The sequence below is a fragment of the Streptomyces sp. PA03-1a genome, from assembly GCF_033792805.1.
GTDB lineage: Bacteria > Actinomycetota > Actinomycetes > Streptomycetales > Streptomycetaceae > Actinacidiphila.
The window spans coordinates 1-18,222 of the sequence record NZ_JARAVO010000199.1 but is presented as its reverse complement, the minus strand read 5'-3'; the positions used below and the strand labels follow the sequence as shown (position 1 = coordinate 18,222).

Annotated in this window: 16 protein-coding genes and 2 pseudogenes; 15 read left to right on the top strand and 3 right to left on the bottom strand. The window is 73.5% G+C overall.

All coding sequences use genetic code 11. From position 1 onward, the window contains the following. Nucleotides 1–201 precede the first annotated feature (201 nt). The 5 genes from PV341_RS33805 to PV341_RS33785 all read left to right on the top strand — a co-directional run bounded on the left by PV341_RS33805 (nucleotide 202) and on the right by PV341_RS33785 (nucleotide 6,589). A complete protein-coding gene (locus PV341_RS33805) occupies nucleotides 202–1,206 on the top strand; it encodes an NAD-dependent epimerase/dehydratase family protein (RefSeq protein WP_500359837.1) in 1,005 nt (334 codons plus the stop codon). Beyond that, nucleotides 1,203–2,609: a cytochrome P450 gene (locus PV341_RS33800; RefSeq protein ID WP_500359836.1), complete on the top strand. Its 1,407-nt coding sequence runs from the start codon at nucleotides 1,203–1,205 to the stop codon at nucleotides 2,607–2,609. Before PV341_RS33805 ends, PV341_RS33800 begins: the two co-directional genes overlap by 4 nt. A gap of 149 nt (nucleotides 2,610–2,758) precedes the next feature. Further along, a complete protein-coding gene (locus PV341_RS33795; protein WP_500359835.1) occupies nucleotides 2,759–4,642 on the top strand; it encodes an alkaline phosphatase family protein in 1,884 nt (627 codons plus the stop codon). Between the two features lie 250 nt (nucleotides 4,643–4,892). Further along, on the top strand, nucleotides 4,893–5,672 hold the full coding sequence (locus PV341_RS33790) for a dienelactone hydrolase family protein (RefSeq protein ID WP_500359834.1): 780 nt from the start codon (nucleotides 4,893–4,895) through the stop codon (nucleotides 5,670–5,672). Nucleotides 5,673–5,728: 56 nt separating this feature from the next. Beyond that, nucleotides 5,729–6,589, top strand: coding sequence for an alpha/beta fold hydrolase (locus PV341_RS33785; RefSeq protein ID WP_500359833.1), 861 nt, complete (start codon nucleotides 5,729–5,731; stop codon nucleotides 6,587–6,589). On the opposite strand, the gene PV341_RS33780 is transcribed toward PV341_RS33785, so the two are convergent. Both PV341_RS33780 and PV341_RS33775 read right to left on the bottom strand, forming a co-directional pair. Beyond that, nucleotides 6,584–7,480: a class I SAM-dependent methyltransferase gene (locus PV341_RS33780; RefSeq protein WP_500359832.1), complete on the bottom strand. Its 897-nt coding sequence runs from the start codon at nucleotides 7,478–7,480 to the stop codon at nucleotides 6,584–6,586. The two genes, PV341_RS33785 and PV341_RS33780, sit on opposite strands and share 6 nt — an antisense overlap. A gap of 118 nt (nucleotides 7,481–7,598) precedes the next feature. Beyond that, nucleotides 7,599–8,141 carry a glycine-rich domain-containing protein gene (locus PV341_RS33775; protein WP_500359831.1) on the bottom strand — a complete coding sequence of 181 codons (543 nt, stop codon included), beginning with the start codon at nucleotides 8,139–8,141 and terminating at the stop codon, nucleotides 7,599–7,601. Between the two features lie 666 nt (nucleotides 8,142–8,807). On the opposite strand from PV341_RS33775, the gene PV341_RS33770 reads away from it, so the two are divergent. From PV341_RS33770 to PV341_RS33735, 8 genes and pseudogenes are all read left to right on the top strand, one after another. Further along, on the top strand, nucleotides 8,808–9,143 hold the full coding sequence (locus PV341_RS33770) for a hypothetical protein (protein ID WP_500323741.1): 336 nt from the start codon (nucleotides 8,808–8,810) through the stop codon (nucleotides 9,141–9,143). A 273-nt stretch (nucleotides 9,144–9,416) separates the two neighbouring features. Next, nucleotides 9,417–11,303, top strand: a complete 1,887-nt coding sequence (locus PV341_RS33765; protein ID WP_500359830.1) for an ABC transporter ATP-binding protein — start codon at nucleotides 9,417–9,419, stop codon at nucleotides 11,301–11,303. A 219-nt stretch (nucleotides 11,304–11,522) separates the two neighbouring features. Continuing rightward, nucleotides 11,523–12,212, top strand: a complete 690-nt coding sequence (locus PV341_RS33760) for a Type 1 glutamine amidotransferase-like domain-containing protein (protein ID WP_500323739.1) — start codon at nucleotides 11,523–11,525, stop codon at nucleotides 12,210–12,212. Nucleotides 12,213–12,237: 25 nt separating this feature from the next. Continuing rightward, nucleotides 12,238–12,912, top strand: a complete 675-nt coding sequence (locus PV341_RS33755; RefSeq protein WP_499515077.1) for a GAP family protein — start codon at nucleotides 12,238–12,240, stop codon at nucleotides 12,910–12,912. A gap of 87 nt (nucleotides 12,913–12,999) precedes the next feature. Beyond that, nucleotides 13,000–13,451: pseudogene (locus PV341_RS33750) on the top strand (tannase/feruloyl esterase family alpha/beta hydrolase); the annotation flags it as partial. After that, nucleotides 13,440–13,650, top strand: a pseudogene (locus tag PV341_RS33745) (ABC transporter ATP-binding protein); the annotation flags it as partial. The pseudogenes PV341_RS33750 and PV341_RS33745, both read left to right, overlap by 12 nt. Before the next feature lie 169 nt (nucleotides 13,651–13,819). Continuing rightward, nucleotides 13,820–13,984, top strand: coding sequence for a hypothetical protein (locus tag PV341_RS33740; RefSeq protein ID WP_499515076.1), 165 nt, complete (start codon nucleotides 13,820–13,822; stop codon nucleotides 13,982–13,984). Nucleotides 13,985–14,580: 596 nt separating this feature from the next. Then, complete coding sequence (locus PV341_RS33735; RefSeq protein ID WP_499515075.1) at nucleotides 14,581–15,144, top strand: glycine-rich domain-containing protein; 564 nt, start codon at nucleotides 14,581–14,583, stop codon at nucleotides 15,142–15,144. Between the two features lie 47 nt (nucleotides 15,145–15,191). Here the strand turns inward: PV341_RS33735 and PV341_RS33730 are convergent, their stop codons facing one another. Further along, nucleotides 15,192–15,857 carry a hypothetical protein gene (locus PV341_RS33730; protein ID WP_499515074.1) on the bottom strand — a complete coding sequence of 222 codons (666 nt, stop codon included), beginning with the start codon at nucleotides 15,855–15,857 and terminating at the stop codon, nucleotides 15,192–15,194. A 1,221-nt stretch (nucleotides 15,858–17,078) separates the two neighbouring features. Here PV341_RS33730 and PV341_RS33725 point away from each other — a divergent pair. Together PV341_RS33725 and PV341_RS33720 are read left to right on the top strand one after the other, a co-directional pair. Next, a complete protein-coding gene (locus tag PV341_RS33725; protein WP_500359829.1) occupies nucleotides 17,079–17,594 on the top strand; it encodes a glycine-rich domain-containing protein in 516 nt (171 codons plus the stop codon). 389 nt (nucleotides 17,595–17,983) lie between these two features. Beyond that, nucleotides 17,984–18,199, top strand: a complete 216-nt coding sequence (locus PV341_RS33720; RefSeq protein ID WP_500359828.1) for a hypothetical protein — start codon at nucleotides 17,984–17,986, stop codon at nucleotides 18,197–18,199. The last annotated feature ends 23 nt before the right edge of the window (nucleotides 18,200–18,222 follow it).

The window sequence follows — 18,222 nt, the reverse complement described above, 5'->3', positions numbered from 1 at the left end:
GACGACCACCGTCAACCACCAACCCTGCGGCCCCCGACCGGACTTACGGCCACCGGGACACCGCCGCCCATCCACGGCCCCGCCCTGCGCCCTGCAGGTCATGGCGGCCCTGGGCTTCCCACGCCACCGCAACGCCGCCCAGCCGATGCCCGCGGCGAGGGCCTGCGCCGTCGGCTTCCCGTCCGCCCCCGGAGGTACCCGATGAGGACCGTCCTGCTCACCGGCGCCGCCGGCTTCACCGGCCGTGCCGTCCACCGCCTACTCCGCCGCCAGCCGGTGGAGTTGCGGCTGCTGACGCACCGCCGCCCGCCCGTCGCCGACCCCGCGGCCCGCCTCGTCTACGCCGACCTCGCCCGCCGCGGCACCCTGCACGGCGTCTGCGACGGCGTGGACACCCTGCTCCACCTGGCCTGCACCGTGGACGAGGAAGATCCCCGGGCCTGCGGCCTCGTCAACGACCGGGGCACCGCCGCCCTGGTCGCCGAGGCGCGGCGTGCGGGGGTGCGGCGGATCGTCCACCTCAGCACCGCCGCCGTCTACGGCGACGGACCGCACCGCGGCGCCGCCGAGGGCGACCTCGTCCCCGCGCCGGTCTCTGCCGTCAGCCGCTCGCGGCTCGCGGGGGAGCGCGCGGTCCGGGCCGCCGGGGGCGTCGTACTGCGGCCGATGTTCGTGTACGGGCCGGGCGACCGATGGCTGGTCCCACAGCTCGTGCGCACCCTCACCGCGCTCCCGGTCTCCGTCGACGGGGGCCGGGCCCTGCTCTCCCTGGTCGCCGTCGAGGACCTGGCGGCGGCGATCGCCGCGCTGGCCGTGGCCGACTGGGGTCCGGTGCCCGGCGGGGAGGTCCACCACGTCGGCCACCCGGAGCCGGTCGCCGTGCGCGACCTGACCGCGGCGCTCACCGAGCACCTGGGCGTGCCCGCCCCCGCGGCCGACCTCACGTACGACGAGGTCCGCGAGCTCCTCGCCGGGCGGCCCCGCGACCTGCGCCACCTCACGCTGTTCGGCCAGGACCACCACTACGACAGCGGCCGCGTCTGGCGGCGCACCGGACACACCCCGGGAGCCTTCGCCACCCGCTTCGCCGCCGCCGCGCCCTGGTACCGCGCCCACCTCGCCCCGCTCACCCATCTCACCCATCTCGCCCCTCTGGCCCCGCCGGCGGCAGCGACCGCCGGCCCGACGGAAGACGGGACGCCGTGACCCCCATCCCCACCACCGCGACCGCCGGCGCGCCCTCCGCCGTGCGGCGCGCTCCCGAGGCCCCCGGTGCGCTGCCCCTGCTCGGCCACGGCCCGGCACTGCTGCGCCGGCCCCTGCAGTTCCTCGGCTCGCTCCCCGCCGTCGGCCCGGTGGTCCGCATCCGCCTGGGCGGCCTGCCCGCGTACGTCGTCAACGACGCCGAACTGGTCCGCGCCGTGCTGGTCGGCGAAGCGGGCCGGTTCGACCAGGGCGTGCTCATCGAGAAGGTGCGCCCTCTGCTCGGCTCCGGCGTCGGCACCGCCGACGGCGCCGAGCACCGCAGGCTGCGCCGGCTGATGCAGCCCGCCTTCCACCGGGCCCGCATCGCCCGTTACGCGGCCACCATGACCGCCGTCGCCGCCGAGCGCACCGCCGCTTGGCGGCCGGGCGGGATCCTGCGCGTGGACGAGGAGATGAACGCGCTCGCCCTCACCACCGTGGCCAGGGCGCTGTTCTCCTCGGACCTCGGCGCGGAGGCCGTCGCCGAGGTGCAGCGCTCGCTGCCCGTCGTCCTGGACGAGATCCCGCGCCGCTCCATGCTCCCCGACGCCCTGCTGCGGCTGCCCACCCCCGCCAACCGGCGCTTCGACCGGGCCGTACGGCGTCTGCGCTCGGCGACCCGGCACGTGGTGGAGGCCGCCCGCGCCGACGGCACCGACCACGGCGACCTGCTCTCCGTCCTGCTGCTCACCGCGGACGAGGGGACCGGGGAGCGGCTGACCGACGACCAGGTCCACGACCAGCTGGTCAACATGCTCGTCGCAGGCACCGAGACCACCGGCGCCACCCTGGCCTGGGTCTTCCACGAACTCGCCCGCGAGCCCACGGTGGAGCGCCGGCTCCACGAGGAGACGGACCGGGTCCTCGGCGGGCGCCCGGCCGTCTTCGAGGACCTGCCCCACCTCCCCCACACCCGGCGCGTCGTCCAGGAGGCCCTGCGCCGGTACGCGCCGTGGATCATCCTGCGGCTCTCCCCGGAGGAGGTGCTCCTCGGCGACGTCGCCGTCCCGGCGGGCGCGACGGTGCTGTTCAGCCCGTACGTCCTGCACCACCTGCCGCAACTCCACCCCGGCCCCCTCTCCTTCGACCCCGACCGCTGGCTGCCCGAACGCGCCGCGCGCCTGCCCAGGGCCGCGTCCATCCCCTTCGGCGCGGGCGGCCGCCAGTGCCCGGGCAACGTCTTCGCCCTCACGCAGGCCGTCATCCAGGTCGCCACCGTCGCCGCCCGGTGGCGCCTGCGCCCGGCGGACGCCGGCCCGCACGTGCGCGAACTCGCCCGCGGCGCGGTCGTCCACCCCACCGCGATGCCGATGCGGTGCGTGCCCCGCGAGGACGCCCAGGTGGAGACCCTCCCGCTTCCGTAAAGACATCCCCATGCAATGGTCCGTTTTCCCGACGTACGGGAGATGGGTGAACCGGAGCGTGGGGCGAGCCGTACAGGCTTGTCGGTGGCCCAAGCTCCTCCAGCGGGGGTCGCCCCCATCACTGTGGCTCGCTTGGAAGGAACTTCGGGTTGTCGCTCTCCAGCGCTCATCAGCGACCGGTAACGGACCAGGCGGACACGACGGAGCAACCACCCCCGGGCGACGCTCCGGAGGAGGAGGCGGCGGCGGAGACCGAGCCCGAAGCGAAGCAGGAGCCCGAGCCCGAGCCCGAAACGGAGGCGGCTCCCGCCCCCGACCTCGGGGCGGACGACGAGCAGGCCCACGAGGAGGCCCCCGGCGAACCGGCTCCCGCCGCGGGCAGCGCCCTCGCCCGATGGCGGGAGCGGCACCCGGACGTCACCCGCGCCGTGTCGTGGAGCCTCACGATCCTCGCCGCCGCCCTGGTGCTCTTCGCCTTCCTGATGCCCGACCGGCTCCCCTACCTGACCGCCTCCCGCTTCGTCCGCGTCCCGGCGGAGCCGATCCTGCTGGCCGCCCTGCTGCTCGTGCTGCCGCCCAGGCCCCGGCGCGTGGTGGCGGTCCTCAGCGGGGTCCTGCTCGGCCTGCTGGTCGTCCTCAACTGCGTGGACATGGGCTTCTACCAGACGCTGCAACGCCCGTTCTACCTGCTGTTCGACTGGCCCCTGTTCTCCGACGGGCTGTCGTTCCTGAAGGACTCGGCCGGGGCGACGACCGCGTACGGCGCCCTGGCCGGGGCCCTGCTCGCCGTCCTCGCGCTCCTCGTGCTCATGCCGCTGGCGATCGTGCGGCTGTGCAAGGTGATGGTGCGGCACCCCTCGGTGGCACGCCGCGGCACCCTGGTGGCCGGCGTGGTCTGGATGACGTGCGCGACGCTCGGCCTCCAGGTCTCCGGGCTGAACTTCGCCGCCAAGGACGCCAGCCTGCGGGTGCGGGGCCAGGTGGACATGGTGCAGCAGGGCCTGGCCGACCAGAAGGTGTTCGCCAAGAAGGTGGCCAACGACCCGTTCGCGAAGATCCCGTCCGACCGGCTGCTGTCCGGGCTGCGCGGCAAGGACGTCATCTTCACGTTCATCGAGAGCTACGGCCGGGACGCGGTCGAGAACCCGGCGATGGCGCCGGACGTCGACGCGGTGCTGCGGGGCGGCACCAAGCAGCTCGCCGACGCGGGCTTCTCCGCCCGCAGCGGGTGGCTGACCTCCCCCGTCACCGGCGCGGGCAGCTGGCTCGCCCACACCACCTTCCTGTCCGGGCTGTGGGTCCCGGACCAGCAGCGCTACCGCTACGTCAGCTCCAGTGACCGGATGACCCTCACCAGTGCCTTCAAGCGCACCGGCGACTTCCGGACGGTCGGCATGATGCCCGGCGTCACCCGGGCCTGGCCGGAGGGCAAGTTCTTCGGCCTGGACCACATCCACGACTCGCGCACCATGGGGTACCAGGGGCCCAAGTTCAGCTGGTCGCCGGTGCCCGACCAGTACACCCTGTCGGCGTTCGAGCGCCTGGAGCACGGGAAGGCGTCGAACCAGCCGATGATGTCGGAGATCATCCTGGCCTCCAGTCACAACCCCTGGGCGCCGATCCCCCACATGATCGACTGGGACCAGGTAGGCGACGGCTCGGTCTACGACGCCATCAAGAAGGAGGGCAAGGACCCCAAGGAGGTCTGGAAGGACCCCAAGCAGGTGCGCCAGGAGTACAGCAAGGCCATCCAGTACTCGCTGACCAGCCTCATCGACTTCGTGACGAAGTACGGCAACAAGAACACCGTGCTGGTCTTCCTCGGCGACCACCAGCCGGTGTCGACGGTCGTCGGCGTCAACGCCAGCCGGGACGTGCCGGTCGCGATCGTCGCCCACGACCCCAAGGTGCTGGACCAGGTCTCCGACTGGGGCTGGAGCGACGGGCTGCAGCCCGAACACGACGCGCCGGTCTGGCGGATGGACGCCTTCCGCGACCGCTTCCTGACCGCGTTCACCTCCCGACAGCCTTAGCGCTTCTCCCCGTCGCCCCCCGTACCGCCGGGGGGCGACGGGACCGCCGGGGAAGGGGCCGGGAAGGGGCCGGGAAAACCGGCTGCCCCACGATCACGGGCCTGATAGCGTCACCGTGCAGTGACGACCGAGGAGGTGAGACCCATCAACGCTGTAACAGGCCGGGTGCTCCCCTCCCGCACGGCTGCGCGGACCCTCTGACGCAGGTGTCCCCGGGAGTGCCCGAAGGCATCCCGAAAGGCATCGAGCCATGCGCTTCCTCTCGGAGACGACCGCGAACGGCGTCTCGGAACACCTCTTCGTCCTCGGCGACATCACCGGCGTGCTCTGGTCCCCCGCCGACGCCCCCGCCGACGCGGCGGGCGACCGCCCGCTGATCCTGCTGGCCCACGGCGGCGGCCGGGACAAAAAGGCCCCGGGCCTCCTGGCCCGCGCCCACCACCATGTGACGACCGGCGGCTTCGCGGTCGCCGCCATCGACGCACCCGGGCACGGCGACCGCCCGCGGACCGCCGCCGACGAGGCCGCCGCGGTACGCATCAGGGAGGCGGTGGCCTCGGGCGGGCCCGTCGCCCCGCTCATCGCGGCCCACAACGCGGCGCTGGCCACCCGCGCCGTCCCGGAGTGGCGGGCCACCCTGGACGCCCTGCAGGCCCACGGCCGTGTCGGCCCGGACGCCCCGGTCGGGTTCTGGGGCGTGTCGCTGGGCACCGCCGTCGGCGTACCGCTCGTGGCCGCCGAACCCCGGATCACCGCCGCCGTGTTCGGGCTGCTCGGTCACCAGTCCCTGGCCGGGACGGCGGCCCGGATCACCGTCCCGGTCCGCTTCCTCCTGCAGTGGGACGACGAGCTGGTGCCGCGGTCGTCGTCCCTCGCCCTCTTCGACGCCTTCGCCTCCCGCGACAAGACGCTCCGCGCCAACCCGGGCCGGCACATGGAGCTGCCCACGTCCGAGGTGGAGAGCGAACAGCGCTTCTTCGCCCGCCGTCTGGTCCGGGACCACCCCGGCGCGCGACAGGCACAGCACTGACCCTCCGGGCCCCCCGGTACCGCGCTTCCCCCAGCACCGCCGAAAGGAACTCCGCCATGCCCGTTTTCCCCTCGCACGACGGCACCGAGCTCGCCTACCACGTCCTCGGCTCGGGCCGCCCGCTGCTCTGCCTGCCCGGCGGGCCGCAGGACTCCGTGTACCTCGGTGACCTCGGCGGCCTGTCCGCGCACCAGCAGCTGATCAGGCTGGACCTCCGGGGCACCGGCCGGTCCGCGATGCCGCGGGACATCGCCTCCTGCCGCTGCGACCGGCTCGTCGACGACGTCGAGGCCCTGCGCGAGCACCTCGGCCTCGACCGGATGGACGTGCTCGCGCACAGCGCGGGGGCCAACCTCGCCGCGCAGTACGCGGGCCGCCATCCGCACCGGGTCGGCAGCCTCGTCCTCGTCACGCCGAGCGTCCGGGCCGTCGGCCTCCCCATCACGGGCGGCCTCCGGCGCGAGACGGCCCTGCTGCGCCGGGACGAACCGTGGTTCCCGGAGGCGTTCGCGGCCCTGGAGGCGATCGTGGCGGGCGAGGCCACCGCCGAGCGGTGGCAGGCCGTAGCGCCGTTCTCCTACGGCCGCTGGGACGAGGTGTCGCGGGCCCACCAGGCGGCGGAACGGGAGCAGATGAGCGACGAGGTCGTGTCCGCCTTCGGTGCCGAGGGCGCCTTCGACCCGGACGGCACCCGTGCCGCGCTCGCCGGGCTGGCGTCACCGGTCCTCCTGCTCGCCGGGCAGGTCGACCTCGGGGCGCCCCCGGCCACGGTCGCCGAGTTCGCCGCGCTGTTCCCGGACGCCGGGCTCGTCGTCCAGCCCGGGGCCGGGCACTTCCCCTGGCTCGACGACGCCGGCCGCTTCGTGACGTCCGTCGCGGCGTTCCTGAAGGGTGAGGACGGGCTCAGCACCTCATGACGTCCGGCGCCGGCGGCACGCCGACCGCACGGCGCGGGCCAGGACCGGAGGGACGAGGTCCTTGGCCAGGCGGCGGGCGGCGGAGGCCCGTTCCCCGAACGGGGACGGGTACCCGTTGACCGGCTCGTGGCGGGAGACCGGCAGAGCCGGGGACTTCGCCTTCGTGCCCCTGATGCGGATCAGGGGCACTCCCGCCACCTGGTCCACGGCGTGCCACAGGTCCTGGCGCGTCCTCAGCCACCGCAGCAGCTCCTCGCGGACCTGCTCCGGATCCCCCCAGGTGCCGTAGAGCTTGGTGCTCGTGACCACGACGGGCTTGAGTCCGACCGTCGCCACCGCCGCCCACACGGCGGCGGCGACTCCCGGGCAGTGCTCGCTCCGGAAGTCGTCGAAGGCCGCGATGCCTTCCGGGACGAGCAGCTCGCGGGCGGCCGCGATGTCGCCGGAGACGTGCTCGTACAGATGCGACGCGTCGACGTGCACGAAGCGGCAGCTCCCGGCGCCGACGTGCGAGGTGATCACCGATGTGGGGGCCTGCACCATCGTGGGGAGCCGGTCGTGGAACGACAGGTAATTGGCCTCGAACGCGCGCCGGGTGAGCGTCGCGTACGCCGAATTCATCTCGGCGCTGTTGGGGTCGTCCACGGCCGGGGAATCCCACAGGTCGCACACCGTGAACCGCTCCCCCTCGCGGAGGTAGCGGCCCATGAAAATGGCGCTCTTCCCCATGTAGGCGCCGAGTTCCAGCAGGTCACCCGGGCGTTCCCGGTCGTTCTGCCGCCGCAGGAACCAGTCGAAGAGCAATTGGTCGACCGGCCAGAACCAGCCTTCGACGTCCGCGAACCGCTGCGGCCGGGGAATCGCGTCCGCGGTCTCTCCCGAATGTGGCATGAGCTTCTCCCTGGAGAAGGTGGTCCGCCGAACTGGACGCGAGGATATCGATCTCCGGCCGGAATCCCGGGGAGGCCGTGAGGCGAGGGCGGGCGCACTCGGACCGGAGGGCGGTGCGTCACCACCAGATGACGACGTATCCGTCGCCGCCCGCCGAACCCGGAGCGTCGGTGTCGCTGCCACCGTCGCCGCCCTCGCCCGCACCGGGCGGAGCGGGCTGGACCACGCCGTCCACCGCGGGGCGGCCGCCCTGACCCGGGGCGCCCGGTAGCGGGTTGCCCTCCTGGCCGTCCGCGCCCATGCGGACGGTGCCCTGCCCGGGACAGAAGCCCGTGCCACCGCTTCCCCCGATGAGCAGCGACGCGCCCCCGCCCCCACCGGCCGACACGACGCCGCCCAGGTTGTTGTCCACAACGGTCGGCGTGCCCGGAGAACCGTTGGCCGCGCCGGCGCCACCGGCGCCGCCGGCGCCGACGTCCACCGCGACCGGTGTGCCCGGCTGGACGGGGAGGACGCACCAGGCGAAGCCGCCGGCGCCGCCTCCGGCGCCGGTGATCGCGCCGCCGCCTACGGCTCCACCCCCGCCGGCGCCCCATGCCTGGACGAAGACCGTGGTCACCGCGGCGGGCGGCACGAACACACCGTCGTCGTCGAAGTCCACCAGGCCGTGGGCGGCTGCGGTTCCGGGCGGCCCCTGAGGCCCGGCGGGCCCCTGGGGACCTCCCGGTCCGGCGGGCCCGGCGGGTCCCTGCGGACCGGTCCCGCCCTGCGGACCCTGAGGCCCGGCGGGGCCGGCGGGGCCGGCGGGTCCCTGCGGACCGGGAGGGCCGGAGGGACCGGAGGGTCCCGGCGGACCAGGGGGCCCCGGTGGACCGGGGCGGCCGGGCCGGCCCGGGCAGTGCCAGGGCAGGTACGGGAAGGACGAGCACGGCTGGGCCGCACGCTTCCCGACGAGAGGTTCGCCGGCCTCGAAGGCGGCACCACCGTCCGCACCGGCCGCGTCGGCCGCACCCGCCATCGAACCGGCCGCCAGGGCCACGCTCGTGACCACCGCCCGCAACACGCGGGGCATGACTGTTCGAGACACCACGTCACCTCCAGGAACGGCCCACGACGGCCGGCAGCTACCGCTTTTGGGGAGAGTGAGCGGTCGTGGACAGCGGCGGGCCCGCATCAAGCCTCGCCTCGGGCACCTCGTCATGCACATCCAGTAGCCGGACCGGGTGATCCCCGGGCCGCGCAACCTCCGCGCGAGGCGTTTTGTCATCTTGTCGACTTGGCGGGGTAACCCGCATTCTCGTTGTCTGTCGACGGATCGGGGGATGCGGTGGCGGTGTTGCAGTGCAAGCGATGCGGGTCGACTCAGGTGCAGAGCCTGGAGCTGTACGTGGCGACGATGGATCCGGGCTCGGCGCTGAAGAAGGATTTCGCGCAACCGGCGGAGGAGAAGGCAGCGCTGATCGGGCCGCTGCTGGTGGCCGGGTTCGGGGTGGCGCTGCTGGTGTCGGGGGTGATCCTGCTGGGGCTGCTCGTGACGGTCGGCGGGGCGGTGTGGGGTACGCGGGAGCGAGGCAAGGAGCAGACCTCTCAGCGCAAGCGTGCGGAGTGGCTGAAGCAGATGATCTGCATGCACTGCAAGAAGCCGTTCCTGCCCGTGACGTAGCCCGGGACGACGAAGCGGCCCGCCCACGGTGCCGGGCGGGCCGCGTCGGCGCCCAGGGGAGGGCGGCGGCGTGGCGAAGCCGGGGGCCACGGCTGGGAGGAGCCCGCGGAGCCGGAGCCGACCGTCGAGCCCGTAGCCGCCCCTCGAGGCGAGCATCGCCTCGGGCACGTCGTCATGCACATCCAGTAACCGGACCGGGTGCGGGCACCCCGGATCCGGCGCATTCGCGGGGTCGCTTGACCTCAAGGTCGGTCGAGGTTCTACGGTCACTGCATGAGCATGGAGACCACGGCCTGGACCCAGCTGCACAGCGTCATGAACGCCACGCAGGACCGACGCCCCCTGGCCCGCGACACCCTGCGCCGCGTCGGCGCCTTCGCCCGGCCCCACCGGCGCCGCATCACCCAGTTCGTCCTGCTGAGCACCGTGACCGCGCTGCTCGCCGTGGCGACCCCGGTCCTCGCCGGCTGGATCGTCGACGCCATCGTCTCCGGCGGCGACCCAGGCCGGGTCACCACGCTGGCCGTGCTGATCGCCGTGATCGCCGTGGCCGAGGCGGGCCTCGGGCTGCTGAACCGCTGGCTGTCCGCGAACCTCGGCGAGGGCCTCATCCTCGACCTGCGCACCGCCGTGTTCGACCACGTCCAGCGCATGCCGGTCGCCTTCTTCACGCGGACCCGCACCGGCGCCCTCGTCAGCCGTCTCAACAACGACGTGATCGGCGCCCAGCGCGCGTTCAGCAACACGCTCTCCGGCGTCGTGGGCAACCTCGTCACCCTCCTGCTGACCCTGGGCGTCATGCTCACCCTGTCCTGGCAGATCACCCTGCTCGCCCTCGTCCTCCTCCCGGTCTTCGTCGTCCCGGCGCGCCGCATGGGCACCCGCATGGCCCGCCTCCAGCGCGAGGCCGCGGCCCACAACGCCGCCATGGGCACCCAGATGACCGAGCGCTTCTCGGCACCCGGCGCGACCCTGGTGAAGCTCTTCGGCCGGCCCGCCGACGAGTCGGCCCGCTTCGCCGAACGTGCCCGGCGGGTACGGGACATCGGCGTGCGGACCGCCATGGCACAGTCGGCGTTCATCACGGCCCTCACCCTCGTCTCCGCCCTCGCGCTGGCGCTGGTCTACGGACTGGGCGGCCACTTCGCGCTCACCGGCGCCCTCGACGCCGGCTCCGTGGTCACCCTCGCCCTCCTCCTGACCCGCCTCTACGCGCCCCTGACCGCACTCGCGGGCGCGCGCGTCGACATCATGAGCGCCCTGGTCAGCTTCGAGCGGGTCTTCGAGGTACTCGACCTGCGGCCCCTCATCGCCGACCGCCCCGACGCCCGCCCGGTGCCGGACGGGCCCGTCGCCGTCGAGTTCGAGGACGTCCGCTTCGGCTACCCGTCCGCCGACAAGGTGTCGCTGGCCTCACTGGAGGAGGTCGCGGTCCTGGACACCCGCGTCGGCGGCGAGGTCCTCCACGGGATCTCCTTCCGGGCCGAACCCGGCCACACCGTCGCGCTCGTCGGCTCGTCCGGCGCCGGGAAGTCGACCATCGCGCAGCTGCTGCCCCGCCTGTACGACGCCGACGGGGGCGCCGTCCGCGTCGGCGGCACCGACGTCCGCGACCTGACGGCCGCCTCCCTGCGCGCCACGGTCGGCATGGTCACCCAGGACGGCCACCTCTTCCACGACACGATCCGGGCCAACCTGCTGCTCGCCCGGCCGGAGGCCACCGACGAGGAACTGCGCGACGTGCTGCGCCGCGCGCGTCTGGACCGTCTGGTCGCCGAACTCCCCGACGGCCTCGACACCGTCGTCGGCGAACGCGGCTACCGCCTCTCCGGCGGGGAGCGCCAGCGCATGACCATCGCCCGGCTGCTCCTGGCCGGCCAGCGCGTGGTCATCCTCGACGAGGCCACGGCCCACCTCGACAGCACCTCCGAGGCCGCCGTCCAGGAAGCCCTCGCCGAGGCCCTCGCCGACCGCACCGCCGTCGTCATCGCCCACCGCCTCTCCACGGTGCGCGCCGCCGACCTCATCCTCGTCGTCGAGGACGGCCGCATCGTGGAGCGCGGCACGCACCCGGAACTCCTGGCGGCGGACGGCCGGTACGCGGAGCTGTACCGCACGCAGTTCAGCGAGGAGGGCCTCGTACCGGGCACGCTGCGCTGACGCCTGAGCTGTTCCAGCACGGTCCCGGGTGTTCCGGCACATGCACCTTCCGCGCACGATTCTGGAGGCACCTTGAAGCTCTTGCTCACGTCAGGCGGCGTCACGAACCCGAGGATCCACTCGGCGCTCGTGCGGCTTCTCGGCAAGCCGATCGCCGAGTGCCACGCCCTCTGTGTCCCGACGGCACAGTGGGGTCACCCGATGTGCGGTCGGGCATCGGTGCGGGGCTTCGCAGCCGCCGAGCCCCGGTGGCAGCACCTGACCGGCCTGGGCTGGGCGTCGCTCGGCGTCCTCGAGCTCACCGCACTGCCCACCATCGGCGCGGAGCGATGGGTCCCCTGGGTCCGGGAGGCCGACGTGCTCCTGGTCGACGGCGGCGACGCGACGTACCTGTGCCACTGGATGCGGGAGTTCGGGCTGGCCGATCTGCTGCCTTCGCTGCCCGACACGGTCTGGGTGGGAGTGAGTGCCGGAAGCATGGTGATGACGCCCCGGATCGGAGCGTACTTCGTCGAGTGGCAGTCCGCGCCGGACGACCGCGCCCTGGGAGTCGTCGACTTCTCGATCTTCCCGCACCTGGACGCCTTCCCGACGAACACCCTGGCCGACGCGGAGCACTGGGCCGCCGACATCGGCATCCCGGCCTACGCCATCGACGAACAGACGGGCCATCAAGGTCCTCGACGGCTCCGTCGAGGTGGTCTCCGAAGGGCAATGGACGAAGTTCGGGTCATAGCCGGGACGGCGTCCGTGACGTCGCGTCGCCGGAAGGGCCGAGCCCGGGACACCACGTCCGTCGGTCACCCGTACGGCACGGATACCGCGCCTCGACGCGGCCCCCGTCTCACGATCGGTAGCGGAGCCGGTCCGGCGCGCACGATCACCGATCCGGACGGCCGGCGCACGTGATCTCTCCACCGTCGAGGAGGCCGCCTTGGGACACGCCGTCGGCGATGTGCTCGGCCTGGCCGCCGCTGTCGCGGTCAGTCCGCTCCCCATCGTGGCGATCATCCTCGTCCTGGCCACCCCGCGGGGGCGGACGAACGGCACGCTGTTCGCCCTCGGCTGGTTCCTGGGACTGGCCGTCCTCGGCGCGATCACGCTGGCGGTGGGCGGCCCCGGCGGGGCGTCCGCGCACGGTCACCCGGCCACGTGGGTGGGGGCCCTCAAGCTGGCGCTGGGCGTCCTGCTCCTCCTGTTCGCGGCCCGGCAGTGGCGGGGACGTCCACGCGACCCCTCACAGGCGCAGCTGCCGAAGTGGATGGCGGCGATCGATCACTTCACCCCGCCGAAGGTGCTCGGCCTCGGCCTGCTGCTCTCGGCCGCGAACGCCAAGAACGCCCCGCTGACCATCGCCGCCGGCGCCTCCATCAGCTCGGCAGGGATCCCCGTGCCTCAGCAGATCGGGGCGCTCGCCGTCTTCGTGGTCATCGCGTCGCTCGGAGTCCTCGCCCCGCTCGCCGTGTACCTGTGCATGGGTGAACGAGCCGAGGGCATCCTCGCCAACTGGCGGGACCGGGCCGCCCGGCACAACGCCGCCATCATGGCCGCCCTGTTCTTCGTCCTCGGCCTGAAGCTACTGGGGGACGGCATCAGCGGCCTGGCCTGAGGCCCCCGCAGCCCCGAATCGGGCTTCGCGTCCAACTACGCATAGAGCCGGGCGTCGGTCGCGTCGGCCAGGCCGGACACCAAGGCGTCGGTCGCCACGGAGACCCGCGCTCCCGCTTCGGCCGCGCCGTTCGACTGCGCCTCCATGCCGGTGCGGGCCGCTGCCGGCACCGAGGTGGAGGCCGTGACGGCGGTCCGCGACGCGGGCGGCACCACGCCACGGTGACCACCTGGCTGCCCGAGAAAGGCTGGAACCGCCGCTTCCAGGCACTCGGCAGCGCCTACCTCGCCGGGGACAACGGTGTCGGGATGGGCACCGCCGTCAAGACCGGCTACGCGGCGACCACCACGGACGCCGGCGTCGGTGATGCCCTCGACGTCAGCTGGGCGCTGAACAGCGACGGTGAGGTCAACACCACTCCGCTGAACAACTTCGCCTCCCGTTCCTCCTACTTCACTGGATGCTCCACCGGCGGACGCCAGGGCTACAGGGAGGCCCAGCGCTACCCCGACGACTACGACAGCATCCTCGCCGAGGCCCTTACCGACCGCACCGCCGTCGTGATCGCCCACCGCCTCTCCACGGTGCGCGCCGCCAAACCTCATCCTCGTCGTCGAGGACGGCCGCGTCGTCGAGCGCGGCACCCACACGGAACTCCTGGCGCCGGAGGGCCGGTACGCGGAGTCGTACCGCACGCAGTTCAGCACGGAGAGCGTCCTGCCGGGCACCCTCCTCTGACCTGGGCCGGAGAAATCCGCTTCGGGACGGACGGATTGGGCTACAGCGGTGCCCGCCGATCCGAACGTCATAAACCTGCGGCGGGCTGTCCCGACCGTCGTCGCCGCATTCCTGGCAGGACGCCGAAACGGGGTCAGACCGGGAGTGGGTACGGATCCTCACCTGGGCCGTGCCCACTGCGGGTGGTGTGGGCGGCCTTTCCTTCGCGGGCCTGTCCGATGGGGCCGAGCCGATCGACGTGACGCTCATCGCGGTCTTCGTGACGGCCGTGGTCTTCCGGCGCGACATCCGGCGCGTCTTCGGCCTCGCCGGCCTCGTCACGGGCGGGCCCTGACCACCGGGGCCCGGCGCACCGCGTGGCGCGCCAGGTCGGGGCAGTTCCGCATCACCCGGTCGGCTACTGAATGTGCACGTCACATTACGTAGGGCGATTCTTGCTGTGGGCTCGCCGCTGTCTTCGACATTCTTCTCTCCTGGTGAGCGGCGTCCGCCGCGCGTTGTGGGCCCCTTGCTGGAGGTGACGTGTTGTCCCGGATAGCCATACCTCGGGCGTGGTGGGCAGTGGCCGCGAGCGTGGCCCTGACGTCCAGTGCGTTCACTGGTGCCGCGTATGCCGAGGGCGCCGGCGGCGGTCAGGCTCGCGCTGCGAAGCCCGGCGCTGAGACCAGTCTCGCGGACCCGTGCTTGTTGTTCCCATACTTCCCCGGGTACTGCCCCAGCCGCCCCGGGCATCACGGGCACCCGGGGCGCCCCGGGATTCCCGGCCCGCCAGGACCTCCCGGGCCTGCTGGTCCCGCTGGTCCGGCCGGTCCCGCTGGTCCCGCTGGTCCCGCTGGTCCGGCCGGACCTCCGGGCGGGACCGGCCCGCAGGGGCCGCAGGGCGAGACCGGCCCGCAGGGCCCCCCTGGTGTCGCCCCGGCTCACGGCCTGATGGACTACGACGATCCCGGTACCTTCGAGTTCGTCCCGCCCGCGAATGTCACCACAGTCTTCGTCCAGGCGTGGGGCGGTGGCGGAGGTGGTGCGAGTGGTGCCGCCGCCCTCAGTGGATCCGGTGGTGGGGCCGGGGGCTTCGCCTGGTGCGTCCTGCCTGTCCAGCCCAGTACACCGGTCACGGTGTTCGTAGCCGCAGGAGGCGTGGGCCAGTCCGGACAATCGGACGGCCTTGTCGGCGGAAATAGCGGGGCGATCAACAGCCTCGGCAATTTCGTGGCCGGCCGCGGCGGCCTCGGTGGCAGGTTCCTGCCCCCAGTTGGTGGTGCGGGCGGCATGGGCGAGTGCAACGGCATCCAGGGCACGGTCCGTCAAGGCGCCACCGGCGGCACTGGATCGTTCTCGAATGCTGCGCCCGGCGGCCTGGGAGGCCGTCCGGCAGTGGACGGCATCATCCAGCCGGCGCCAGCAGGTGCCGGCACCGGCGGCACCGGCGGCACCGGCGGCGCCGACAACACCGGCGACAACGGCGGCTCCGGATACGTCGTCATCTGGTGGTAGACCGCGACCGGGCCCGGCACGCCGTCCGGGGCGCCTGGCCCGTCCGGTCAGGAGCCGCCGGCCTGGGCGGCAGTCTTGGCTCCGGCCGGCGCCTTCTTGCGGACCTCGCTGTCCGGGTAACGCGTGGCGACGGTCTCGGCCGTGGCCTTGTTGCCGGAGGTGAAGACGACCTTGCCGCTCGTAGCGACGACCTCGAACTGCTCTCGCTTGGACTGGCACGAGCACGGCATTACTGGGCTCCTTCGCTGGCAGTGGTGCGGGCGGGGCCGGCCACGAGGGAGGCCAGGGCGTCGACTTCGGCGCGGCGCCCCTCGTCGCGGCGCGCCATGGCGGCGGTGAGGGCGTCGACCAGGCCGCCGTCCGACGAGGGCGGCGGCCAGGGCGGCGATGTCGGTCACGGGTTGGTCGGTGGGCGCGGGTGCGGTGCCGGTGTCGTGTCCGGGCGCTACGTCCGGGTGCCCGGGCGCGGCCTCGGGCTGGGCGAGGGCGGCGGAGGCGGCGAGGGCGAGGTTCGCGCGCTCGGCGACCGCTGTAGCGACCAGCGGCGAGGAGTGCCCTGGGACGGGGACGGAAAGGACGGCGCGGAGCTGCCAACGCCCGTTGCCGCCCTTCTTCATGTGGTAGCTGGGCTGGCAGCCCTGGAACACGCGCCGGTCCCATTCCGACAGCCACGGCCCGGCGGCGCCGCAGAACCACATGCCGCGGGCGTTCATGCCGACAGTGACGATCCCGGCGACGGTGTGGGTGTCGTCGAACTGGCACGCGTCTGTCTCGCACGCAGTTCCGCGAGGAGGGCCTCCTGCCCGACACGGTGCGCTGACGTGTGGCGGACGAACCCGCTTCGACCTCGGCGAACCGGGACATCATCGAAGCCGCTGCTGTAGCCGATCTCTCCGCCTGGGTTCCACTTCGGGCGCGGCGCTACCGGGTCCGAGACACCTGGGATTCAAACAAACCGGACGTTGCTGCAAGGCCCCGGATGACGACGCAGGGCGTCAGATCGCCTGCGCTGCCAGCTTGTTGTCACACACCGGCGGGCTGTCCGGTCTCCGTAAGTGCAGGCTGTATGACAGTACGGTCTGCGCCGGCACGGGTTGATCACCCGTGCCGGCGGTGGCCATCGGCCCGGCGTGAAACGGGCCCGGCGCACCCGAAGCGCCCGTCCCAGCGGTGGAGGCGGGCGCTTTGCGCAGGTCCCGATGCCGCTCACTCACCCCCTCCTGCAGGCTCGCTGTCGCGGTCCGGGCACATCCGCCGCGGGCGCCGGTTGGTCAGGCGAGCCCGGCCGCGCCGCGACACCAGGCCGGGCGATCACCCGGTCGGCTACTTAATGTGCGCGACATGCTGCGCAGAGTGATTCTTTCTGTGGGCTCGCCGCTGTCTCCGACAGTTCCTCTCTCCTGGTGAGCGGCGTCAGCCGCGCCTTGCGGGCCCCCCTTGCCGGAGGTGACGTGTTGTCCCGAACAGCCCTGCTTCAGGCGCCCACACGGCGGCGCCCAGGTGGTCCGCGGTTGTGGACGTTGGCCGCGAGCGTGGCCTTGGCGTCCTGCGCTCTGACAGGTGCCGCATACGGGGGCAACGCCGACAGCAGCCGAGCTGACGCCGCAAAGCCTGGTGCCGAAACAGGCTTCGCCGACCCGTGCTTCCTCTTCCCCTACTTCCCCGGGTACTGCCCGAGCCGCCCCGGCCACCACGGCCACCCGGGCCGCCCCGGCATTCCCGGACCTCCCGGCCCGCCTGGACCTCCCGGCCCGCAGGGGCCTGCTGGACCTGCTGGACCCGCCGGGCCGCAGGGACTTCCGGGCGAGACCGGCCAGCAGGGACCTGCCGGACCCGCCGGACCCGCCGGACCCGCCGGACCTGCCGGACCCCAGGGCCTGCCCGGTGTCGCCCCCGCTCACGGCCTGATGGACTTCCAGAGCGACGGTCAATTCATGCCGCCCGCCGACGTCACCACGGTCTTCGTCCAGGCATGGGGCGCCGGCGGGGGCGGAGCCGTAGGCGGCGGCGCGATCACCGGCGCCGGAGGCGGCGCCGGCGGCTTCGCCTGGTGCGTCCTCACAGTCCAGCCGGGCACACCGGTCGCGGTGGACGTCGGCGCCGGCGGCGCCGGTGGCGCCGGCCCGGCCAACGGTTCTCCGGGCACGCCGACCGTTGTGGACAACAACCTGGGCGGCGTCGTGTCGGCCAGCGGCGGCGGGGGCGCGTCGCTGCTCATCGGGGGAAGCGGTGGCACGGGCGTCTGTCCCGGGCAGGGCACCGTCCGCACGGGCGCGGACGGCCAGGAGGGCAACCCGCTACCGGGCGCCCCGGGCCAGGGCGGTCGGCCCGCGGTGGACGGCGTGGTCCAGCCCGCTCCGCGCGGTGCGGGCGAGGGCGGCGACGGCGGCAGCGACACCGGCGCTCCGGGTTCGGTGGGCGGCGACGGATACGTCGTCATCTGGTGGTAGAGCGCAGGCGGCCCGGCGCACCACCTGGCGCGCCGGGCGCCGCGTCTTCAGGGGCTGTCCCGGGGGTCACTCGGTCGGCTACTGAAAGTGCACGTCGAATTATGCAGGGCAATTCTTGCGGGTGGCTCGCTGCCGTCAATGACAGATAGCGGCGGCTGCCGCCCGCTGCGGGGCCCTTCCTGGAGGTGACATGTTGTCTCGAATAGCCATACCTCGGGCGTGGTTGACGGCGGCCGTGAGCGTGGCCCTGGCGTCCAGTGCTCTGACGGGCGCCGCGTACGCCGATGGTGGCGAGGCTGCCGCCGTGAAGCTCAACGCTCAAGCCGGGCTCGCTGACCCGTGCTTCCTCTTCCCCTACTTCCCCGGTTACTGCCCCAGCCGCCCGGGCCATGGTCACCCGGGCCGCCCCGGCATTCCCGGACTTCCCGGCCCGCCTGGACCTCCCGGCCCGCAGGGGCCTGCCGGACCTGCTGGACCCGCCGGGCCGCAGGGACTTCCGGGCGAGACCGGCCAGCAGGGACCTGCCGGGCCCGCCGGACCCGCCGGACCTGCCGGACCTGCCGGACCCCAGGGCCTGCCCGGTGTCGCCCCGGCTCACGGCCTGATGGACTTCCAGAGCGACGGTCAA

Coding starts and splice junctions, on each gene's coding strand:
- PV341_RS33725 (WP_500359829.1), top strand. CDS start 17,079: ATGCCGCCCGCCGACGTCACCACGGTCTTCGTCCAGGCATGGGGCGCC.
- PV341_RS33735 (WP_499515075.1), top strand. CDS start 14,581: ATGGACTACGACGATCCCGGTACCTTCGAGTTCGTCCCGCCCGCGAAT.
- PV341_RS33765 (WP_500359830.1), top strand. CDS start 9,417: ATGAGCATGGAGACCACGGCCTGGACCCAGCTGCACAGCGTCATGAAC.
- PV341_RS33805 (WP_500359837.1), top strand. CDS start 202: ATGAGGACCGTCCTGCTCACCGGCGCCGCCGGCTTCACCGGCCGTGCC.
- PV341_RS33785 (WP_500359833.1), top strand. CDS start 5,729: ATGCCCGTTTTCCCCTCGCACGACGGCACCGAGCTCGCCTACCACGTC.
- PV341_RS33790 (WP_500359834.1), top strand. CDS start 4,893: ATGCGCTTCCTCTCGGAGACGACCGCGAACGGCGTCTCGGAACACCTC.
- PV341_RS33730 (WP_499515074.1), bottom strand. CDS start 15,857: ATGAACGCCCGCGGCATGTGGTTCTGCGGCGCCGCCGGGCCGTGGCTG.
- PV341_RS33720 (WP_500359828.1), top strand. CDS start 17,984: ATGGTCACCCGGGCCGCCCCGGCATTCCCGGACTTCCCGGCCCGCCTG.
- PV341_RS33780 (WP_500359832.1), bottom strand. CDS start 7,480: ATGCCACATTCGGGAGAGACCGCGGACGCGATTCCCCGGCCGCAGCGG.